The sequence below is a fragment of the Cupriavidus sp. 94F1 genome (assembly GCF_057798875.1).
This window is the reverse complement of record NZ_JBYOJT010000012.1, coordinates 16,239-30,347: the sequence shown is the minus strand read 5'-3', so window position 1 is coordinate 30,347 and position 14,109 is coordinate 16,239. Positions and strand designations below refer to the sequence as shown.

The 14,109-nt window shown below is 66.8% G+C and carries 11 protein-coding genes; 3 read left to right on the top strand and 8 right to left on the bottom strand.

From position 1 onward, the window contains the following. Positions 1-19: 19 nt before the first annotated feature. Positions 20-2,215 (bottom strand): phosphocholine-specific phospholipase C, encoded by a 2,196-nt coding sequence (locus AC3FJ6_RS22930; protein WP_488773894.1) that lies wholly within the window; start codon positions 2,213-2,215, stop codon positions 20-22. 66 nt (positions 2,216-2,281) lie between these two features. Further along, complete coding sequence (locus AC3FJ6_RS22925; protein ID WP_153946947.1) at positions 2,282-2,491, bottom strand: hypothetical protein; 210 nt, start codon at positions 2,489-2,491, stop codon at positions 2,282-2,284. 336 nt (positions 2,492-2,827) lie between these two features. On the opposite strand from AC3FJ6_RS22925, the gene trhA reads away from it, so the two are divergent. After that, entirely contained in the window at positions 2,828-3,445 is a 618-nt protein-coding gene (trhA, locus tag AC3FJ6_RS22920; protein ID WP_153946946.1) for a PAQR family membrane homeostasis protein TrhA, read from the top strand. A 12-nt stretch (positions 3,446-3,457) separates the two neighbouring features. Here trhA and AC3FJ6_RS22915 read toward each other — a convergent pair whose 3' ends face one another. From AC3FJ6_RS22915 to AC3FJ6_RS22890, 6 genes are all read right to left on the bottom strand, one after another. Then, on the bottom strand, positions 3,458-4,705 hold the full coding sequence (locus AC3FJ6_RS22915) for a CaiB/BaiF CoA transferase family protein (protein ID WP_488773893.1): 1,248 nt from the start codon (positions 4,703-4,705) through the stop codon (positions 3,458-3,460). Between the two features lie 15 nt (positions 4,706-4,720). Beyond that, a complete protein-coding gene (locus tag AC3FJ6_RS22910; protein WP_488773892.1) occupies positions 4,721-5,518 on the bottom strand; it encodes an enoyl-CoA hydratase/isomerase family protein in 798 nt (265 codons plus the stop codon). After that, positions 5,515-7,041 carry a tripartite tricarboxylate transporter permease gene (locus AC3FJ6_RS22905; protein ID WP_488773891.1) on the bottom strand — a complete coding sequence of 509 codons (1,527 nt, stop codon included), beginning with the start codon at positions 7,039-7,041 and terminating at the stop codon, positions 5,515-5,517. The genes AC3FJ6_RS22910 and AC3FJ6_RS22905 overlap by 4 nt, the downstream gene beginning before the upstream one ends. A gap of 10 nt (positions 7,042-7,051) precedes the next feature. Next, positions 7,052-7,555, bottom strand: coding sequence for a tripartite tricarboxylate transporter TctB family protein (locus tag AC3FJ6_RS22900; protein WP_488773890.1), 504 nt, complete (start codon positions 7,553-7,555; stop codon positions 7,052-7,054). A gap of 151 nt (positions 7,556-7,706) precedes the next feature. After that, on the bottom strand, positions 7,707-8,711 hold the full coding sequence (locus tag AC3FJ6_RS22895; RefSeq protein ID WP_488773889.1) for a Bug family tripartite tricarboxylate transporter substrate binding protein: 1,005 nt from the start codon (positions 8,709-8,711) through the stop codon (positions 7,707-7,709). 116 nt (positions 8,712-8,827) lie between these two features. Continuing rightward, positions 8,828-10,036 (bottom strand): pyridoxal-phosphate-dependent aminotransferase family protein, encoded by a 1,209-nt coding sequence (locus AC3FJ6_RS22890; RefSeq protein WP_488773888.1) that lies wholly within the window; start codon positions 10,034-10,036, stop codon positions 8,828-8,830. 248 nt (positions 10,037-10,284) lie between these two features. Between AC3FJ6_RS22890 and AC3FJ6_RS22885 the strand changes: the two genes are divergently transcribed. Both AC3FJ6_RS22885 and AC3FJ6_RS22880 read left to right on the top strand, forming a co-directional pair. Then, positions 10,285-10,977, top strand: a complete 693-nt coding sequence (locus tag AC3FJ6_RS22885; protein ID WP_400392343.1) for a GntR family transcriptional regulator — start codon at positions 10,285-10,287, stop codon at positions 10,975-10,977. A 75-nt stretch (positions 10,978-11,052) separates the two neighbouring features. Beyond that, a complete protein-coding gene (locus AC3FJ6_RS22880) occupies positions 11,053-14,073 on the top strand; it encodes an FAD-binding and (Fe-S)-binding domain-containing protein (RefSeq protein ID WP_488773887.1) in 3,021 nt (1,006 codons plus the stop codon). The last annotated feature ends 36 nt before the right edge of the window (positions 14,074-14,109 follow it).

Genomic DNA, 14,109 nt, shown 5'->3' with positions numbered 1-14,109 from the left:
TGCAGCGGGACGCCCTTGCTTACGACACCTGGCCCATCGCCGGATCGCTGATCGAGTCCTTGCCGGTCTCGATGCGGCCCGCGATACGGCGGCGCAGCGACGGCGCCACGTCGCAACCGATCTCGAAGTCGTACCAGTTGCCGCTATCGCCCAGCGTCCAGCGCAGTTCGCCCACCTGCCCCGGCGCCACGGTCTGCCGCCACGGGCCGTCGGTGCGATATGCCCGGGCCGTTGCCGCGAACGTGCAGGCCTTGTCGCTGCGGTTGTGCAGCTTGACCTGCAGCGTTGCCGGATCGCAAAGCTCGTAGCAGACCTGGATATCCACGCCGCCGGCCGCGGCCTGCTCGGACACATCGCCAACGAACTCCCGGTGGTAGCCGTTCGGGCCCAGCACCCAGAGGTCGTACCGGCCGTTGTCCGCCGCCACGCTCCACACGCCGTCCAGGCTCTTGCCCGCCTCCACCACGTAGCGGCGCGGAATGGCATCGAGGTGCAGCTTGTCGTAGACGTGGAAGACCGCGCCAGCCGTGCCGCCATTGACGAAGCTCAGCGTCACCGTCCTGGCGCCCGCGTCGATGCGCGACGTGGTGTGCAGTTCGTAGGGCAGCGCACGCGACGGCCGCGTGCCGGTGGCCTGCGGCGGCAGCACGGCGGTGGTCGGCACGGGAATGGCGGCCGATGCCTTCTGCGTCAGCGCCAGGTTGTCGACCGTCACCTTGGTGCTGCGGCCGGCCAGCGTCGGCAGCGGGTTGGTGTTCGGATTGACGAAGTTGAAGGCCGACGTCAGGTCCCCACACACGGCACGGCGGTAGGCGCCGACCTGCGGTTCCTTCACGCCGAAACGCTTTTCCAGGAAGAGCAGCGTCGATGTGTGATCGAACACCTGCGAGTTGACCCAGCCGCCACGGCTCCACGGCGACACGATCCACATCGGCACGCGCGGGCCCGGGCCGTAGGGCTTGCCATCGATGGCCGACTGGTTGGCCGTGGCCGGCGTGTAGTTGTGATATTCGAAAGCCATGTCCGCCGCGCTGAGGGTGCTGGCGCCGGCCAGCGACGCATCGGGGTTGCGCGACGGGGCCGAGGGCGGCGGCAGGTGGTCGAAAAAGCCGTCGTTCTCGTCGTAGTTGATCAGCAGCACGGTCTTGCTGAAGACCTCGGGATTGGCGGTCAGCGCGTCCAGCACCTGCTGCACATACCAGCCGCCCTGCGCCGGGCTCGACGGCCCCGGGTGTTCGCTGTACAGCGACGGCGGGATGATCCAGGAGATCTCCGGCAGCGTGCCGTTCTGGATGTCATCACGAAACGACTGCAGCAGCCCGTCGGGCATGGTATTGCCGAAGCCTTTGGCCAGCGGGCTCAGCGCATCGTCGATGGCCGGATCGTAGGCCGGCGAGACCGCGGGCAGCGCCACCGGACGACGCGCAGCGGGCATCGACTCCATGGCCGCGCGCCAATGCTGGAAGCTCATCATCTCGTTGCAGCCGTAATTGTCGGCCAGGCTCTGGTAGACCTTCCAGCTCACGCCGGCATCGACCAGGCGGTCGGCATAAGTCTTCCACGTCCAGCCCTGCGTCGACGGCCCCACGTCGTTGCCGCCGTTGAATTCGTTGACCATGGCCGCCACGTTCGCGCCGCTCGGGCCGTTCGTGCCGGTCCAGTAGAACAGGCGGTTCGGGATCGTGCCCGTGTGCATCGAGCAGTGATACGCGTCGCACAGCGTGAAGGCATCGGCCAGCGCGCGCTGGAACGGCACCTCGGGGATGTCGAAGTACGACATCGACAGCCGGTTCTTGGCCACGGGCCAGCGGTTCATGCGGCCGTGGTCCCAGGCGTTCTGCGCATCGGGCCAGGTATGCGGCGTGCTGCCCGCGCGTTGCGCGTTGCCCAGCGAGCCATCCAGCCGGTACGGGGTGATCGTGGCGTTGGTGGCATCTGTCTGGAAGAACGCGTTCTGGCCGTTCGCCAGCGGAATCGCAAAGCGGTCGCCGTAGCCGCGCACGCCCTTGAAGGTACCGAAGTAGCTGTCGAACGAGCGGTTCTCGAGCATCAGCAGCACGACATGCTTCACGTCCTGGATCGTGCCGGTGACGTTGTTCGCTTCGATGGCCAGCGCGCGGCGGATGCTGGGCGGGAACGATGCCAGCGTGGCGGCGGCGGCAGCGGTGCCGAGCGTGTTGCGCAGGAACTTGCGCTTGGATGGGTTGAATGTCATGCCGGGTCGGTGTCTGTGGTGTAGGGGTAGGCGCGGGACTCTGCTCAGGGGCGGATCACGGGCGGATCAGGGGGCCGGCGCGCAGTGCGCCGTGGTGCAGGCGGCCGGCGTGGTGCCGCCATTGCCGCCATTGCCCCCGTTGCCGCCACCCGTGGCGGGCGGCGTCGAGTTGTTGTCGTCGCCGCCGCAGGCGCCAAGCATCAGCGCCAGGCACAGGACACCGGCGCCGAGCATCGGCCTGCGCATGCGCGAATGAACAGTGTTTGTGGTTGTCATGGTTCGAGGTCAGAGAATTTCAGGTGACGGTTCGGGCGTCAAATATCCGGATGCCCGCGCACGATCCCGGCCGCCCTTGTCTTGCAATGTCTTGATGCACAAGGCTTACCCCTCCAAGGGAGGGTGGCTGCGGGCCCGAATTGAAGTCTGGACGCTTGTTATGTCAACGATGTGACCAAAGCGATACCGATCGCGCGTTTGAACGAACATGCGTTGCGAATGAACGTCGAACAGTCAAACAACGAAATGGCGGCGGCTTCGGCAGGCATCGACCGGCTTCGTGCGTCATCCATGCCACAATGCCGACTGGCCAACTACGCAGACGGAGCTTTCGGGATGTATCGCGGGGAACGGTTCAACGGTTACAGTCACCTGGCTGGCGCGGTCCTTTCCGCCGCCGGCATGGCGGTGCTGGTCACCTCGTCGGCGCTCTATCACGACGCCTGGAAGGTGGTCAGCTCCGTGGTCTACGGCACCACGCTGGTGCTGCTCTACACAATTTCCACCGTCTATCACAGCGTGCGCGGGCCGGCCAAGGACATCTTCCGCCGGCTCGACTATTGCGCGATCTACCTGCTGATCGCCGGCAGCTATACGCCGTTTGCGCTGGTCACCTTGCGCGGGCCCTGGGGATGGACGCTGTTCGGCATCAACTGGGGCCTGGCCGCCATTGGCATCGTCCAGGAACTGTGGATCGGCCATCGCACCCGCGTGATATCCCTGTCGATCTACGTCATCATGGGCTGGCTGGTGCTGATCGCCTTTCAGCCGCTTGCAGCGGCATTGCCCACCGCAGGCCTGTACTGGCTGGTGGCCGGCGGCGCGATCTACACCGCCGGCATCGGGTTCTTCCTGTTCGACGAACGCGTGCGCCACTTCCACGGCATCTGGCACCTGTTCGTGCTGGGCGGCAGCATCTGCCAGTTCATCAGCATCCTGCTTTACGTCGACTGACGCATCGATGCCCTATACCTCGGAGATGGTCGCCACCGGCGCGGTCGCTTCCGACACCACGCCCGCCTGCAGCAGCGCGGCAATTTCCGCCTCGCCATAGCCGCATTCCGCCAGCAGTGCACACGTATGCTCGCCCAGCCGGGGCGAGGGCCGGTGATACTGCGCAGGCGTTTCCGATAGCTGTATCGGCAGGCCCAGCGTACGGATCGGGCCCGCTTCGGCATGCTGCTGGCGCACCACCATGCCGCGCGCCAGCGTCTGTGGATGGTTCAGCGCCTCGCCGATCGAATGCACCGGGCCGGCCGGCACGCCGGCGGCATCGAAGGCATCGAGCCAGTGCGCCGACGGTTGCGTCATCAGGATATTGGCCATCTCGGGCAGCAGCGTGTCGCGGTGCCGCATGCGGTCCGCATTGAGGCGGAAGCGCGGATCGTCGATCCACTGGGGATGCCCCAGCACCTGCGCAATGCGCGCCCAGTTCTTCTCGTTGGCACCGCCGACGATGATGTGACCGTCCTGCGTCGGAAACGCCTGGTACGGCGTGGCCAGCACGTGCGCCGAACCGCTGGGCCCCGGCGACTCCCCGGTGGCGAAGTGTATGGCCGCATGCCAGTAGAGCTGCTGCAGCCCGGCCTCGATCAGCGAAGTCTCCACCACCTGGCCGCGCCCGGTCTTCTGGCGGTGCTGGTACGCGGCCAGGATGCCGAACGCGGCCAGCAGCCCGGCATTGATATCGGCGATGGAATTGCCGGTGCGCAGCGGCGGCCCGCCCTCTTCGCCCGTGATGCTCATCAGCCCGGTAAAGCCCTGGGCGATCAGATCGAAGCCGCCCTTGTCGGCATAGGGGCCGCTGCGCCCATAGCCCGAGATCGCGCAATAGATCAAGCCGGGGTTCTCCTGCGACAGCGTGTCGTAGCCCAGGCCCAGCTTTTCGAGCGTGCCCTTGCGGAAGTTCTCGATCACGACATCGGCGTCGCGCACCATGCGCAGGAACACCTCGCGGCCCTCCGGCTTCTTGAGGTCCAGCGCGATGCCGCGCTTGTTGCGATTCAGCATCAGGAACGGTGCCGACACACCATTGATGGCCGGCTCCTTGTAGCCCCGCGCGTCGTCGCCGCCGTCGATCTTCTCGATCTTGATCACGTCGGCGCCCAGGTCGGCCAGCATCATGCCGCAGGTGGGGCCGGCCATGATCTGGGCGAGTTCCAGCACACGCAGGCCGGCCAGCGCGCCGGGCTGCATGGAAGTGAAATCGGACATCGGTCTCCTCCGAAACTAGCGGCCGGCGAACTTCGGCGCCTGCTTGGCCAGGAACGCGCGATAGCCGGTGCGGAAATCCTCGGTATCGAAACAGTCGAAAGCGGCGTCAAGATCGGCCGCCGACAACGGCTTGCCCTCCGCCAGCTGCCGCGCGAATCGCTTGTGCCAGCGCGCCACCAGCGGCGCGCCCGACGCAATGCGCCCGGCCGTGGCGCGCGCTTCGGCGGCCACCTGGTCGTCCGGCACCACGCGCGACACCAGCCCCATCGCATGCGCCTCGTCGGCGCCCACGATACGGCCCTCGAACAGCAGCTCCAGCGTGCGCGAGGTGCCGATCAGCCGGATCAGCGGCGCCATTTCGGCGTGCGCCATGACCAGGCCCAGGTTCTTGATTGGCGCGCCAAAGCGGCTGCTCACCCCGCAGATGCGGATATCGGCCATCGCCGCCACCTCCAGCCCGCCGCCCACGCAGATGCCATGGATCTGCGCCACCACCGGATGCGGGCAGTCCTGCATGGCCCGCGCCGTGGCGTGCATCACCGCGCTATAGGCCACGGCCTGCTGCTTGTTGGCTCGCGTGGTCTCGAACTCGCCGATGTCGTTTCCGGGCGAGAACGCCTTCTCTCCGGCGCCGCGCACCATCACGCAGCGCACCGAATCGTCGGCGGACAGCGCACGAAACGCTTCGCCCAGCTGGCGCCACATGTCCAGCGTGAAGGCATTCAGCCTGGCCGGCCGGTTCAGCACGATGGTGGCCACCGCGTCGTCGCGCGTGACCAGCAGCGTGCCCTGTTCGATCAGTCCTTCGCTCATTCAGCGGCTCCTTCATGCGCCGACATCATCTTGCGGCGCTTCGTCTTTTCCAGCAGGCCACCCAACACCGGCCAGACCAGGATCACCACGGCCAGCGCCATGATCGTGCCAACCAGGCCGTTGGACCAGAACACGTTCATCTCGCCCTGCGACATCAGCATGGTCTGCCGGAACGCGTCCTCGGCCCGGTCACCCAGCACCAGCGCCAGCACCAGCGGCGCCAGCGGGTAGTCGAGCTTCTTGAGCACGTAGCCGACCACGCCGAAGATCAGCATCAGCCAGACATCGAACATGGCGTTGTGCACCGTGAACGCGCCGATCGCGCAGACCACCAGAATCAGCGGCGCGATGATCGCGAACGGGATGCGCAGGATGGCGGCGAACAGCGGCACCGTCGACAGCACCACGATCAATCCGGCCAGGTTCCCCAGGTACATGCTGGCGATCAGGCCCCAGACAAAGGTCTTCTGCTCGGTGAACAGCAGCGGCCCCGGCTGCAGGCCCCAGATCATCAGCCCGCCCAGCAGCACCGCCGCGGTGGCCGACCCCGGAATGCCCAGCGCCAGCATGGGCAGCAGCGCGCTGGTGCCGGCCGCATGGGCGGCGCACTCGGGCGCGATCACGCCTTCGACATTGCCTTTGCCGAACGTCTCGCGCTTGCGCGAGAACCGTTTGGCCACGCCGTACCCCATGAACGATGCGGCCGTGGCACCGCCCGGCGTCACACCGAGCCAGCAGCCGATGATCGACGAGCGGATCAGCGTCATCCAGTAGCGCGGCAGTTCGGCCCAGGTCTTCAGCACCACCTTGAGGTCGATATTGGCGCGCTTGCCGCGGAAGGCGACACCCTCTTCCATCGTCATCAGGATTTCGCTGATGCCGAACAGGCCGATCACCACCACCAGGAAGTCGAAGCCGCGCAGCAGTTCGGTGGAGCCGAAGGTCATGCGCAGCGTGCCCGACACCGTGTCCATGCCCACCGCAGCCAGCGCAAAGCCGATGCACATCGCGATCACGATCTTGGCCTTGGCCTCCTTGCCCATGCCGATGAAGCTGCAGAACGTCAGGAAATAGACCGCGAAGAATTCCGGTGGCCCGAAGCGCAGCGCGAACCTGGCCACCATCGGCGCCAGGAACGTGATCAGCAGCACGCCGGCCAGCGCGCCCAGGAACGACCCCGTGAATGCCGATGTCAGCGCGCGGCCCGCCTCGCCCTGCTGCGCCAGCGGGTAGCCGTCGAACGTGGTGGCCACCGACCAGGCCTCGCCCGGAATGTTGAACAGGATCGACGTGATGGCGCCGCCAAACAGCGCGCCCCAGTAGATGCACGACAGCATGATGATGGCCGACGTGGGTTCCATCGAGAACGTCAGCGGCAGCAGGATGGCCACGCCGTTCGGGCCGCCCAGGCCCGGCAGCACGCCCACCACGATGCCGAGCAGGATGCCCACCAGCATCAGCCCGACGTTGTGCCACGACATCGCCACCGCAAAGCCGCCCATCAATGCATTGAGTTCTTCCATGCCCGCCCCCTCAGAATCCAAAGGCCGCTTCGAGTGGCCCCTTGGGGAGCGGCACGCGGAACTGCATTTCAAAGATCCAGAACAGCACCGCGTTGATGACCACGCCGGTCAGCACCGCGCGCCACCACGCAAACTTGCCGATCGTCAGCATGAAGCCGGCGATGAAGATGGCCGATGCCACATAGATGCCCAGGAAGGCGATCAGCGCCACGTACACCGTCAGCGGCACCAGGATCACCGCCACCTGCCTGAGCTGGGGCCAGGTCACGAACACCGCGTCGTTGGGCGTGCGCGGCGCCTGCCACAGCACCACCAGGCAGGCCAGGAAGATCAGCGCCCCGATGCGCAACGGAAAATAGCCGGCCTCCGGGCCGTCGGGCGCCCAGCCGGCACCGATCCGGTAGTTGCTGACCACCACCACCACCGCGCCCAGGGCGATCAGGATGGCCACGCCGATTTCGGCGGCGCGCACCGTGATCGCCGCCGGCGCGGCGTCATGTCGTTGTTCGCTCATTGGTATCCCCTTGGGTGTTTCGCTCACCTCTGCCACTTGCGGGAGAGGCGCTTGACATGCGATATCGGTATTGGAATCGCTCGCCCTCTCCCCCGGCCCCTCTCCCGCGTGCGGGAGAGGGGAGCAAACCATCAGCACCTGACTTGCGGTCTTACTTCGCCGCCACGAAACCCGCTTCCTTGATGATGTCCTTGTGGCGAGTCTCGTCGGCCGTCAGGAACTCCACGAGCTTGGGGCCGGCGATGAAGTCGTTCTTGAGCGCGTTTTTCTCCAGGTATTCCTTCCACTCGGGCGTGGCCACCACCTTCTGCATCAGGTCCACGTAGTACTTCTGCTGGTCCGGCGTGACGCCGCCGGGCAGCATGAAGACGCGCAGCATCTGGTATTGCACGTCCAGGCCCTGTTCCTTGCAGGTGGGGATGTCGTGCCAGCTCTGCGTGCCCGTGATCCTGGTGGTGTATTGCATGCGCTCCGGTGCGTAGACGCACAGCGCGCGGTGCTCGCCGGCACGCCACTGGCCGATCGATTCGGACGGGTTATTGACGTTGGAGTCGATATGCTTGCCCGACAACTGCGTGGCCGCCTCGCCGCCGCCCTTGTACGGGATGTAGATGAAGCGCACGCCCGCCTTGCGTTCGGTCTGCGCGGTGATGATCTGGTCTTCGCGCTTGGAGCTCGTGCCGCCCATCTTGAACTTGCCCGGCGACTTCTTCACTTCGGCCAGGTATTCGGATGGCGTCTTGTACGGCGCCTCGGCATTGGTCCAGAGCACGAATTCGTCCATGGCCACCATCGCCACGGGCGTCAGGTCGCGCCAGTTGAACGGCAGCTGGCTGATCATGGGCACGGTGTAGAGCGCCGACGAGGTGACCAGCAGCTTGTGCGCGTCGCCCTTCGAGGCCTTGGTATCCATCAGGCCTTCCGCGCCACTGGCACCGGCCTTGTTCACGACGATCATCGGCTGGTTCATCAGCTTGTGCCTGGCGATGATGCCCTGGATCGAACGTGCCATCTGGTCCGACGCGCCGCCGGCGCTGAAGGGCACGACCACTTCCACCGGCTTGGTGGGTTCCCATGCGAAAGCCGGCGCTGCGGCCAGCGCGACGCCAAACAGCGAGGCGCACGCGAGCGCGCGCGCAGCATAACGAAACGTCATGGTCTGTCTCCTTTGGGTGGCGGCGGTGCGCTCTGGCGGCGCATCGGCCTGTTGTCGTGGCGGCCTCTGAAGGGCTGCCTCTTTCTGCTACATCGGTCGGGTTGGCGGGATCGGGATCAGGCTGCGCGCAACGCAGGCTGCGACGCCGCGGCATTGCGCAGGCTTTCCATCGCGGCCAGTACGCCGCCGGCACGGTGCGGCACGCCCGCCAGCGCCAGCCCCATCTCCACGCCGGCCAGGGTGCCCATCAGCGTCAGGTCGTTGAAATCGCCCAGGTGGCCGATCCGGAAGACCTTGCCCGACAGTTTCGACAGGCCCTGCCCCAGCGACATGTTGAAGTTTTCCAGCACGACCTTGCGGAACGTATCGGCGCTGTGGCCATCGGGCATGACCACGGCGGTCAGCGCCGGGCTGTATTCGGCCGGGTTCTGGCACAGGATTTCCAGGCCCCACGCCGTCACGCAGGCGCGCGTTGCGGCCGCATGGCGCTGGTGGCGCGCGAATACGTTCGGCAGGCCTTCCTCCAGCAGCATGTCGCACGCTTCGGACAGCCCGTAGAGCAGGTTCGTGGCCGGCGTGTATGGCCAGAAGCCGTTCTTGTTCGATTCGAGGATCTCTTCCCAGCCCCAGAACGCCTTCGGCAGCTTCGCCTGGGCCGACGCGGCAATCGCCTTCTGGCTGACCGCGTTGAACGATATGCCCGGCGGCAGCATCAGGCCCTTCTGCGAGCCCGACACGGTGACGTCCACCCCCCACTCGTCATGGCGATAGTCGACCGAGCCCAGCGACGAGATCGTGTCCACCAGCAGCAAGGCCGGGTGACGGGCGGCGTCGATGGCACGGCGCACGGCCGCTACGTCGGACGTGACGCCGGTCGAGGTTTCGTTGTGCACCACGCAGACCGCCTTGATCTCGTGGCTGCTGTCGGCGGCCAGGCGCGCGCCAATGGCCGCCGCATCCACGCCGTGGCGCCAGTCGCCCACGATGAATTCCGGGTTCAAGCCCAGCTTGTCGGCCATTTTCTTCCACAGCGACGCGAAATGGCCGGTCTCGTACATCAGCACCTTGTCGCCCGGCGACAGCGTGTTGACCAGTGCCGCCTCCCACGCGCCGGTGCCCGAGGCCGGGTAGATGACCACGGGCTGCTCGGTCTGGAAGACCTTGCGGATATCGGCCAGCACCTTCTTGCCGAGCTGCTGAAACTCGGGGCCACGGTGGTCGATGGTCGGATAGTCCATCGCGCGCAGCACCCGATCCGGCACGTTGGTGGGGCCAGGAATCTGCAGGAAGTGCCGGCCGCTCGGATGGGAATTCAGTCGGATCATGTCGCCTCGTGTCCTTATGTTTGAATTTTGTATTCAAAAAACGGGGATGCACTGCCGCGCCAGCATGCGATAATGTTGGCAGGCATATCCGCCTGCTGCTCCGCCTAGAAGCCTTGTAAATCAACGACTACAAGGCCTTTATGCCAGTCGCTGCATGATTCCCGGCACCGAAAATCGCACCGGAACGTGATTCGTGCTTGCCCCAGAGTAGGTTTTGAATACAATACTGTCAAGCCACACGATCCCTGATGAGCACGACTCCAACCCTTTCCCCGCAAGCCGTCGACCGCCAGATCCTGCATGTGGCGGTGGCCCAGCGCCTGCGCACGATGATCATGGAGGGCGATCTCGCGCCAGGCACGCGGCTCAATGAACGCGTGCTGTGCGACCTGCTGCAGGTATCCCGCACGCCGTTGCGCGAAGCGTTCAAGGTGCTGGCCGCCGACGGGCTGGTGACGCTGCTGCCAAACCGGGGCGCCGAGGTGGTGGTGTTGTCGACCGACACCGTCAACCACCTCTTTGAAATGATGGGCGCGCTCGAAGCCATGTCCGGCGAACTGGCCTGCCAGCGCATCACCGAGGCCGAGCTCAACGAGATCCGCGCGTTGCACTTCGAGATGCTGGCCTGCCACGCCCGGCGCGACCTGCCCAATTACTACGCGCTGAACCGGCGCATCCACGACGCCATCAACGCGGCGGCGCGCAATCCGATTCTTGAGGAGACCTATCGACGCATCAACCTGCGTATCCAGGCGCTGCGTTTCCGCTCGAACTTCGACCAGGACAAATGGGACATGGCCGTGCGCGAGCACGGCGACATGCTCGATGCCCTGGCCAGGCGCGACGGTGCGGCCCTGCGTGACATCCTGCGCGCGCACTTGGAACACAAGCACAACGCGCTGATCGCCGAACTAGAACGCGCACAGAACGTCGCCGCCTGAACCGAAGCGCCCGCAGCGGGCGCTCCTGGCCACGGCGGCGTCTTCGAGTGTCCGCAACCGGAGACATCCCCGCTCATGGCCTTGCCTGTCACCCCCACGCCACCCGGCGTGCAACCGCTGCGCTTCATGCCTGGCGCGGCCGCCGCGCCGGCCCTGCAATCGCCGCTGTACCGGCGCCTGGCCGCCGAACTGCGCGGCGACGTGCTGTTCGATACCGCCAGCCGCGGCCGCTACGCCACCGACGCGTCGATCTACCAGATCATGCCGCTCGGCGTGGTGGTGCCGCGCGATGAAGCCGACGCGCGGCTCGCGCTGGACATCGCCCGCGACCTGAAGGCGCCGCTGCTGCCGCGCGGCGGCGGCACCAGCCAGTGCGGCCAGACCGTGGGCGAGGCGCTGGTCATCGACAACAGCAAGTACCTGAACCAGGTGATCGACTTCGACCCACAGGCCCGCACGGTCACCGTGCAGCCCGGCATCGTGCTCGACCACCTGAACGCGTGGCTCAAGCCCCATGGCCTGTGGTTCCCGGTGGATGTCTCCACCGCCGCGCAATGCACGATCGGCGGCATGACTGGCAATAACTCGTGCGGCTCGCGCTCGATCCAGTACGGCAACATGGTCCACAACGTGCTGGGCGTCCAGGCCATCCTGGCCAACGGCGACGATGTCCGCTTCGATGCCCGCTGGCCGGCCGGGGATGCGCCGCACCGCGCCATTGCCGACGGCGTGCGGCGCATCGCCGAGCGCGAACGCGAGGCCATCGCGCAGATGTACCCGAAGGTGCTGCGACGCGTGGGCGGCTACAACCTCGATATCTTCCAGCCCCAGAACGAGCGGCCCTACACCGCCGACGGCAGCGTCAACCTGGCACACCTGCTGGTGGGCTCGGAGGGCACGCTGGCCTACTTCCGCCAGATCACGCTGCAGCTTGCGCCGCTGCCCACGCACAAAACGCTGGGCGTGGTCAATTTCCCGACGTTCTACCAGTCGATGGACCTGACGCGCCATATCGTCGCGCTCAAGCCGGCGGCCGTGGAACTGGTCGACCGCACCATGATCGACCTGGCGCGCAGCAACCCCGCCTTCCGCCCCGTCATCGACAAGGCGCTGATCGGGGAGCCCGAGGCCATCCTGCTGGTGGAGTTTGCCGGCGAAGACCGCGACGCCACGCTGCGCGGCCTGCGCCAGCTGGTGGAACTGATGGCCGACCTGGGCCTGCCCGGCTCGGTCGTGGAAATGCCCGACGCCGGCCCGCAGAAGGCGCTGTGGGAAGTGCGCAAGGCCGGCCTGAACATCATGATGAGCATGAAGGGCGACGGCAAGCCGGTGTCGTTCATCGAGGACTGCGCGGTGCCGCTCGAACACCTGGCCGAATACACATCGCGCCTGACCGAGGTCTTCCACAAGCACGGCACACGCGGCACCTGGTATGCGCACGCCAGCGTGGGCACGCTGCATGTGCGGCCCATCCTCGACATGCGCCGCGACGGCGCGGCCAGGATGCGCGCCATCGCCGAAGAAGCGGCGGCCATGGTGCGCGAGTACAAGGGCGCGTACTCGGGCGAGCACGGCGACGGCCTGTGCCGCGGCGAATGGGTGGCCTGGCAGTTCGGGCCGTCGCTGGCGAATGCATTTGCCGAGATCAAGGCGCTGTTCGATCCCGACAACCGCTGCAACCCCGGCAAGATCGTGCGCACGCCGAAGATGGACGACACGTCGCTGTTCCGCTTCCCGCCGGGCTATACCGTCAAGCCGCTGCAGCCGGCGCTGGACTGGTCGGCCTGGAACGTCACGCGCGATCCTGTCACCGAGGTGGAAAGCCCACCGGGCACCGGGCTGGACCCCGCCAAGGGCCTGGCGGCCGCCGTGGAGATGTGCAACAACAACGGCCACTGCCGCAAGTTCGACGCCGGCACGATGTGCCCCAGCTATCGCGTCACGCGCGACGAGCAGCACCTGACGCGCGGGCGGGCCAACACGCTGCGGCTGGCGCTGTCGGGCCAGCTTGGCAGCGAGGGGCTGCTCGATCCCGCCGTCAAGGACACCATGGACCTGTGCGTGTCCTGCAAGGGCTGCAAGCGCGATTGCCCCACCGGCATCGACATGGCCAGGATGAAGATCGAGGTGCGCGCCGCCAACGCCCGCGCGGGCCGCCTGCGCCTGCGCGACAAGCTCGTGGCTTTCCTGCCGCGCTATGCAGGCACTGCCAGCAAGCTGCCCTGGCTGTTCAACCTGCGCGACCGCGTGCCGGGGCTGCCCCAACTGGGCGAGCGGCTGCTGGGGCTGTCGGCCAGACGCTCGCTGCCGCGCTGGCAGCCGGCCTTCCTGCGCGACGACTACCGGGCACGGCCCGCCGGCGGCAAGGAGGTCGTGCTGTTCGTCGACACCTTCAACAATCACATGGAACCCGGCAACGCACGCGCGGCGCATCGGGTGCTGGAAGCGGCCGGCTACACCGTGCACCTGTCTGGCGTGCCCGGCGAGCGTCCGCTGTGCTGCGGCCGCACGTTCCTGGCGGCGGGTCTGGTCGAGGAAGCCAAGGCCGAAGCGAAGCGCGCGCTGGACGTGCTGCTGCCGTTTGTCGCGCGCGGCGTGGCGGTGGTGGGGCTCGAACCGTCGTGTCTGCTGTCGATGCGCGACGAATTCCTGCAGTACGGCTACGGCGACGCGGCCCGCGCGCTGGCGGACAACGCGTTCCTGTTCGAGGAATTCCTGGTGCGCGAACACGCGGCCGGCCGCTTCGCGCCGACCCTGAAGCCAATCGGCCACCAGCAGGCGCTGCTGCACGGCCATTGCCACCAGAAGGCGTTCGACGCAGTCCGGCCGGTGGAGCAGGTGCTCGGCTGGATTCCCGAACTCAAGACCGCGCTGATCGAATCGTCATGCTGCGGCATGGCTGGCAGCTTCGGCTACGAGGCCGAGCACCACGACGTGTCGATGCGGATGGGAGAACTGTCGCTGCTGCCCGCGGTGCGCAAGGCCGATGCCGATACGCTGGTCGTGGCCGATGGCACAAGCTGCCGCCACCAGATACACGACGGCGCCGGCCGCGAGGCCTTGCACGTGGCGCGGGTGCTGGAGATGGCGCTGTAGCCCTGGTGAGGCCTGCCCTCTCCCCCAACCCCTCTC

Coding starts and splice junctions, on each gene's coding strand:
- AC3FJ6_RS22930 (WP_488773894.1), bottom strand. CDS start 2,215: ATGACATTCAACCCATCCAAGCGCAAGTTCCTGCGCAACACGCTCGGC.
- AC3FJ6_RS22925 (WP_153946947.1), bottom strand. CDS start 2,491: ATGACAACCACAAACACTGTTCATTCGCGCATGCGCAGGCCGATGCTC.
- trhA (WP_153946946.1), top strand. CDS start 2,828: ATGTATCGCGGGGAACGGTTCAACGGTTACAGTCACCTGGCTGGCGCG.
- AC3FJ6_RS22915 (WP_488773893.1), bottom strand. CDS start 4,705: ATGTCCGATTTCACTTCCATGCAGCCCGGCGCGCTGGCCGGCCTGCGT.
- AC3FJ6_RS22910 (WP_488773892.1), bottom strand. CDS start 5,518: ATGAGCGAAGGACTGATCGAACAGGGCACGCTGCTGGTCACGCGCGAC.
- AC3FJ6_RS22905 (WP_488773891.1), bottom strand. CDS start 7,041: ATGGAAGAACTCAATGCATTGATGGGCGGCTTTGCGGTGGCGATGTCG.
- AC3FJ6_RS22900 (WP_488773890.1), bottom strand. CDS start 7,555: ATGAGCGAACAACGACATGACGCCGCGCCGGCGGCGATCACGGTGCGC.
- AC3FJ6_RS22895 (WP_488773889.1), bottom strand. CDS start 8,711: ATGACGTTTCGTTATGCTGCGCGCGCGCTCGCGTGCGCCTCGCTGTTT.
- AC3FJ6_RS22890 (WP_488773888.1), bottom strand. CDS start 10,036: ATGATCCGACTGAATTCCCATCCGAGCGGCCGGCACTTCCTGCAGATT.
- AC3FJ6_RS22885 (WP_400392343.1), top strand. CDS start 10,285: ATGAGCACGACTCCAACCCTTTCCCCGCAAGCCGTCGACCGCCAGATC.
- AC3FJ6_RS22880 (WP_488773887.1), top strand. CDS start 11,053: ATGGCCTTGCCTGTCACCCCCACGCCACCCGGCGTGCAACCGCTGCGC.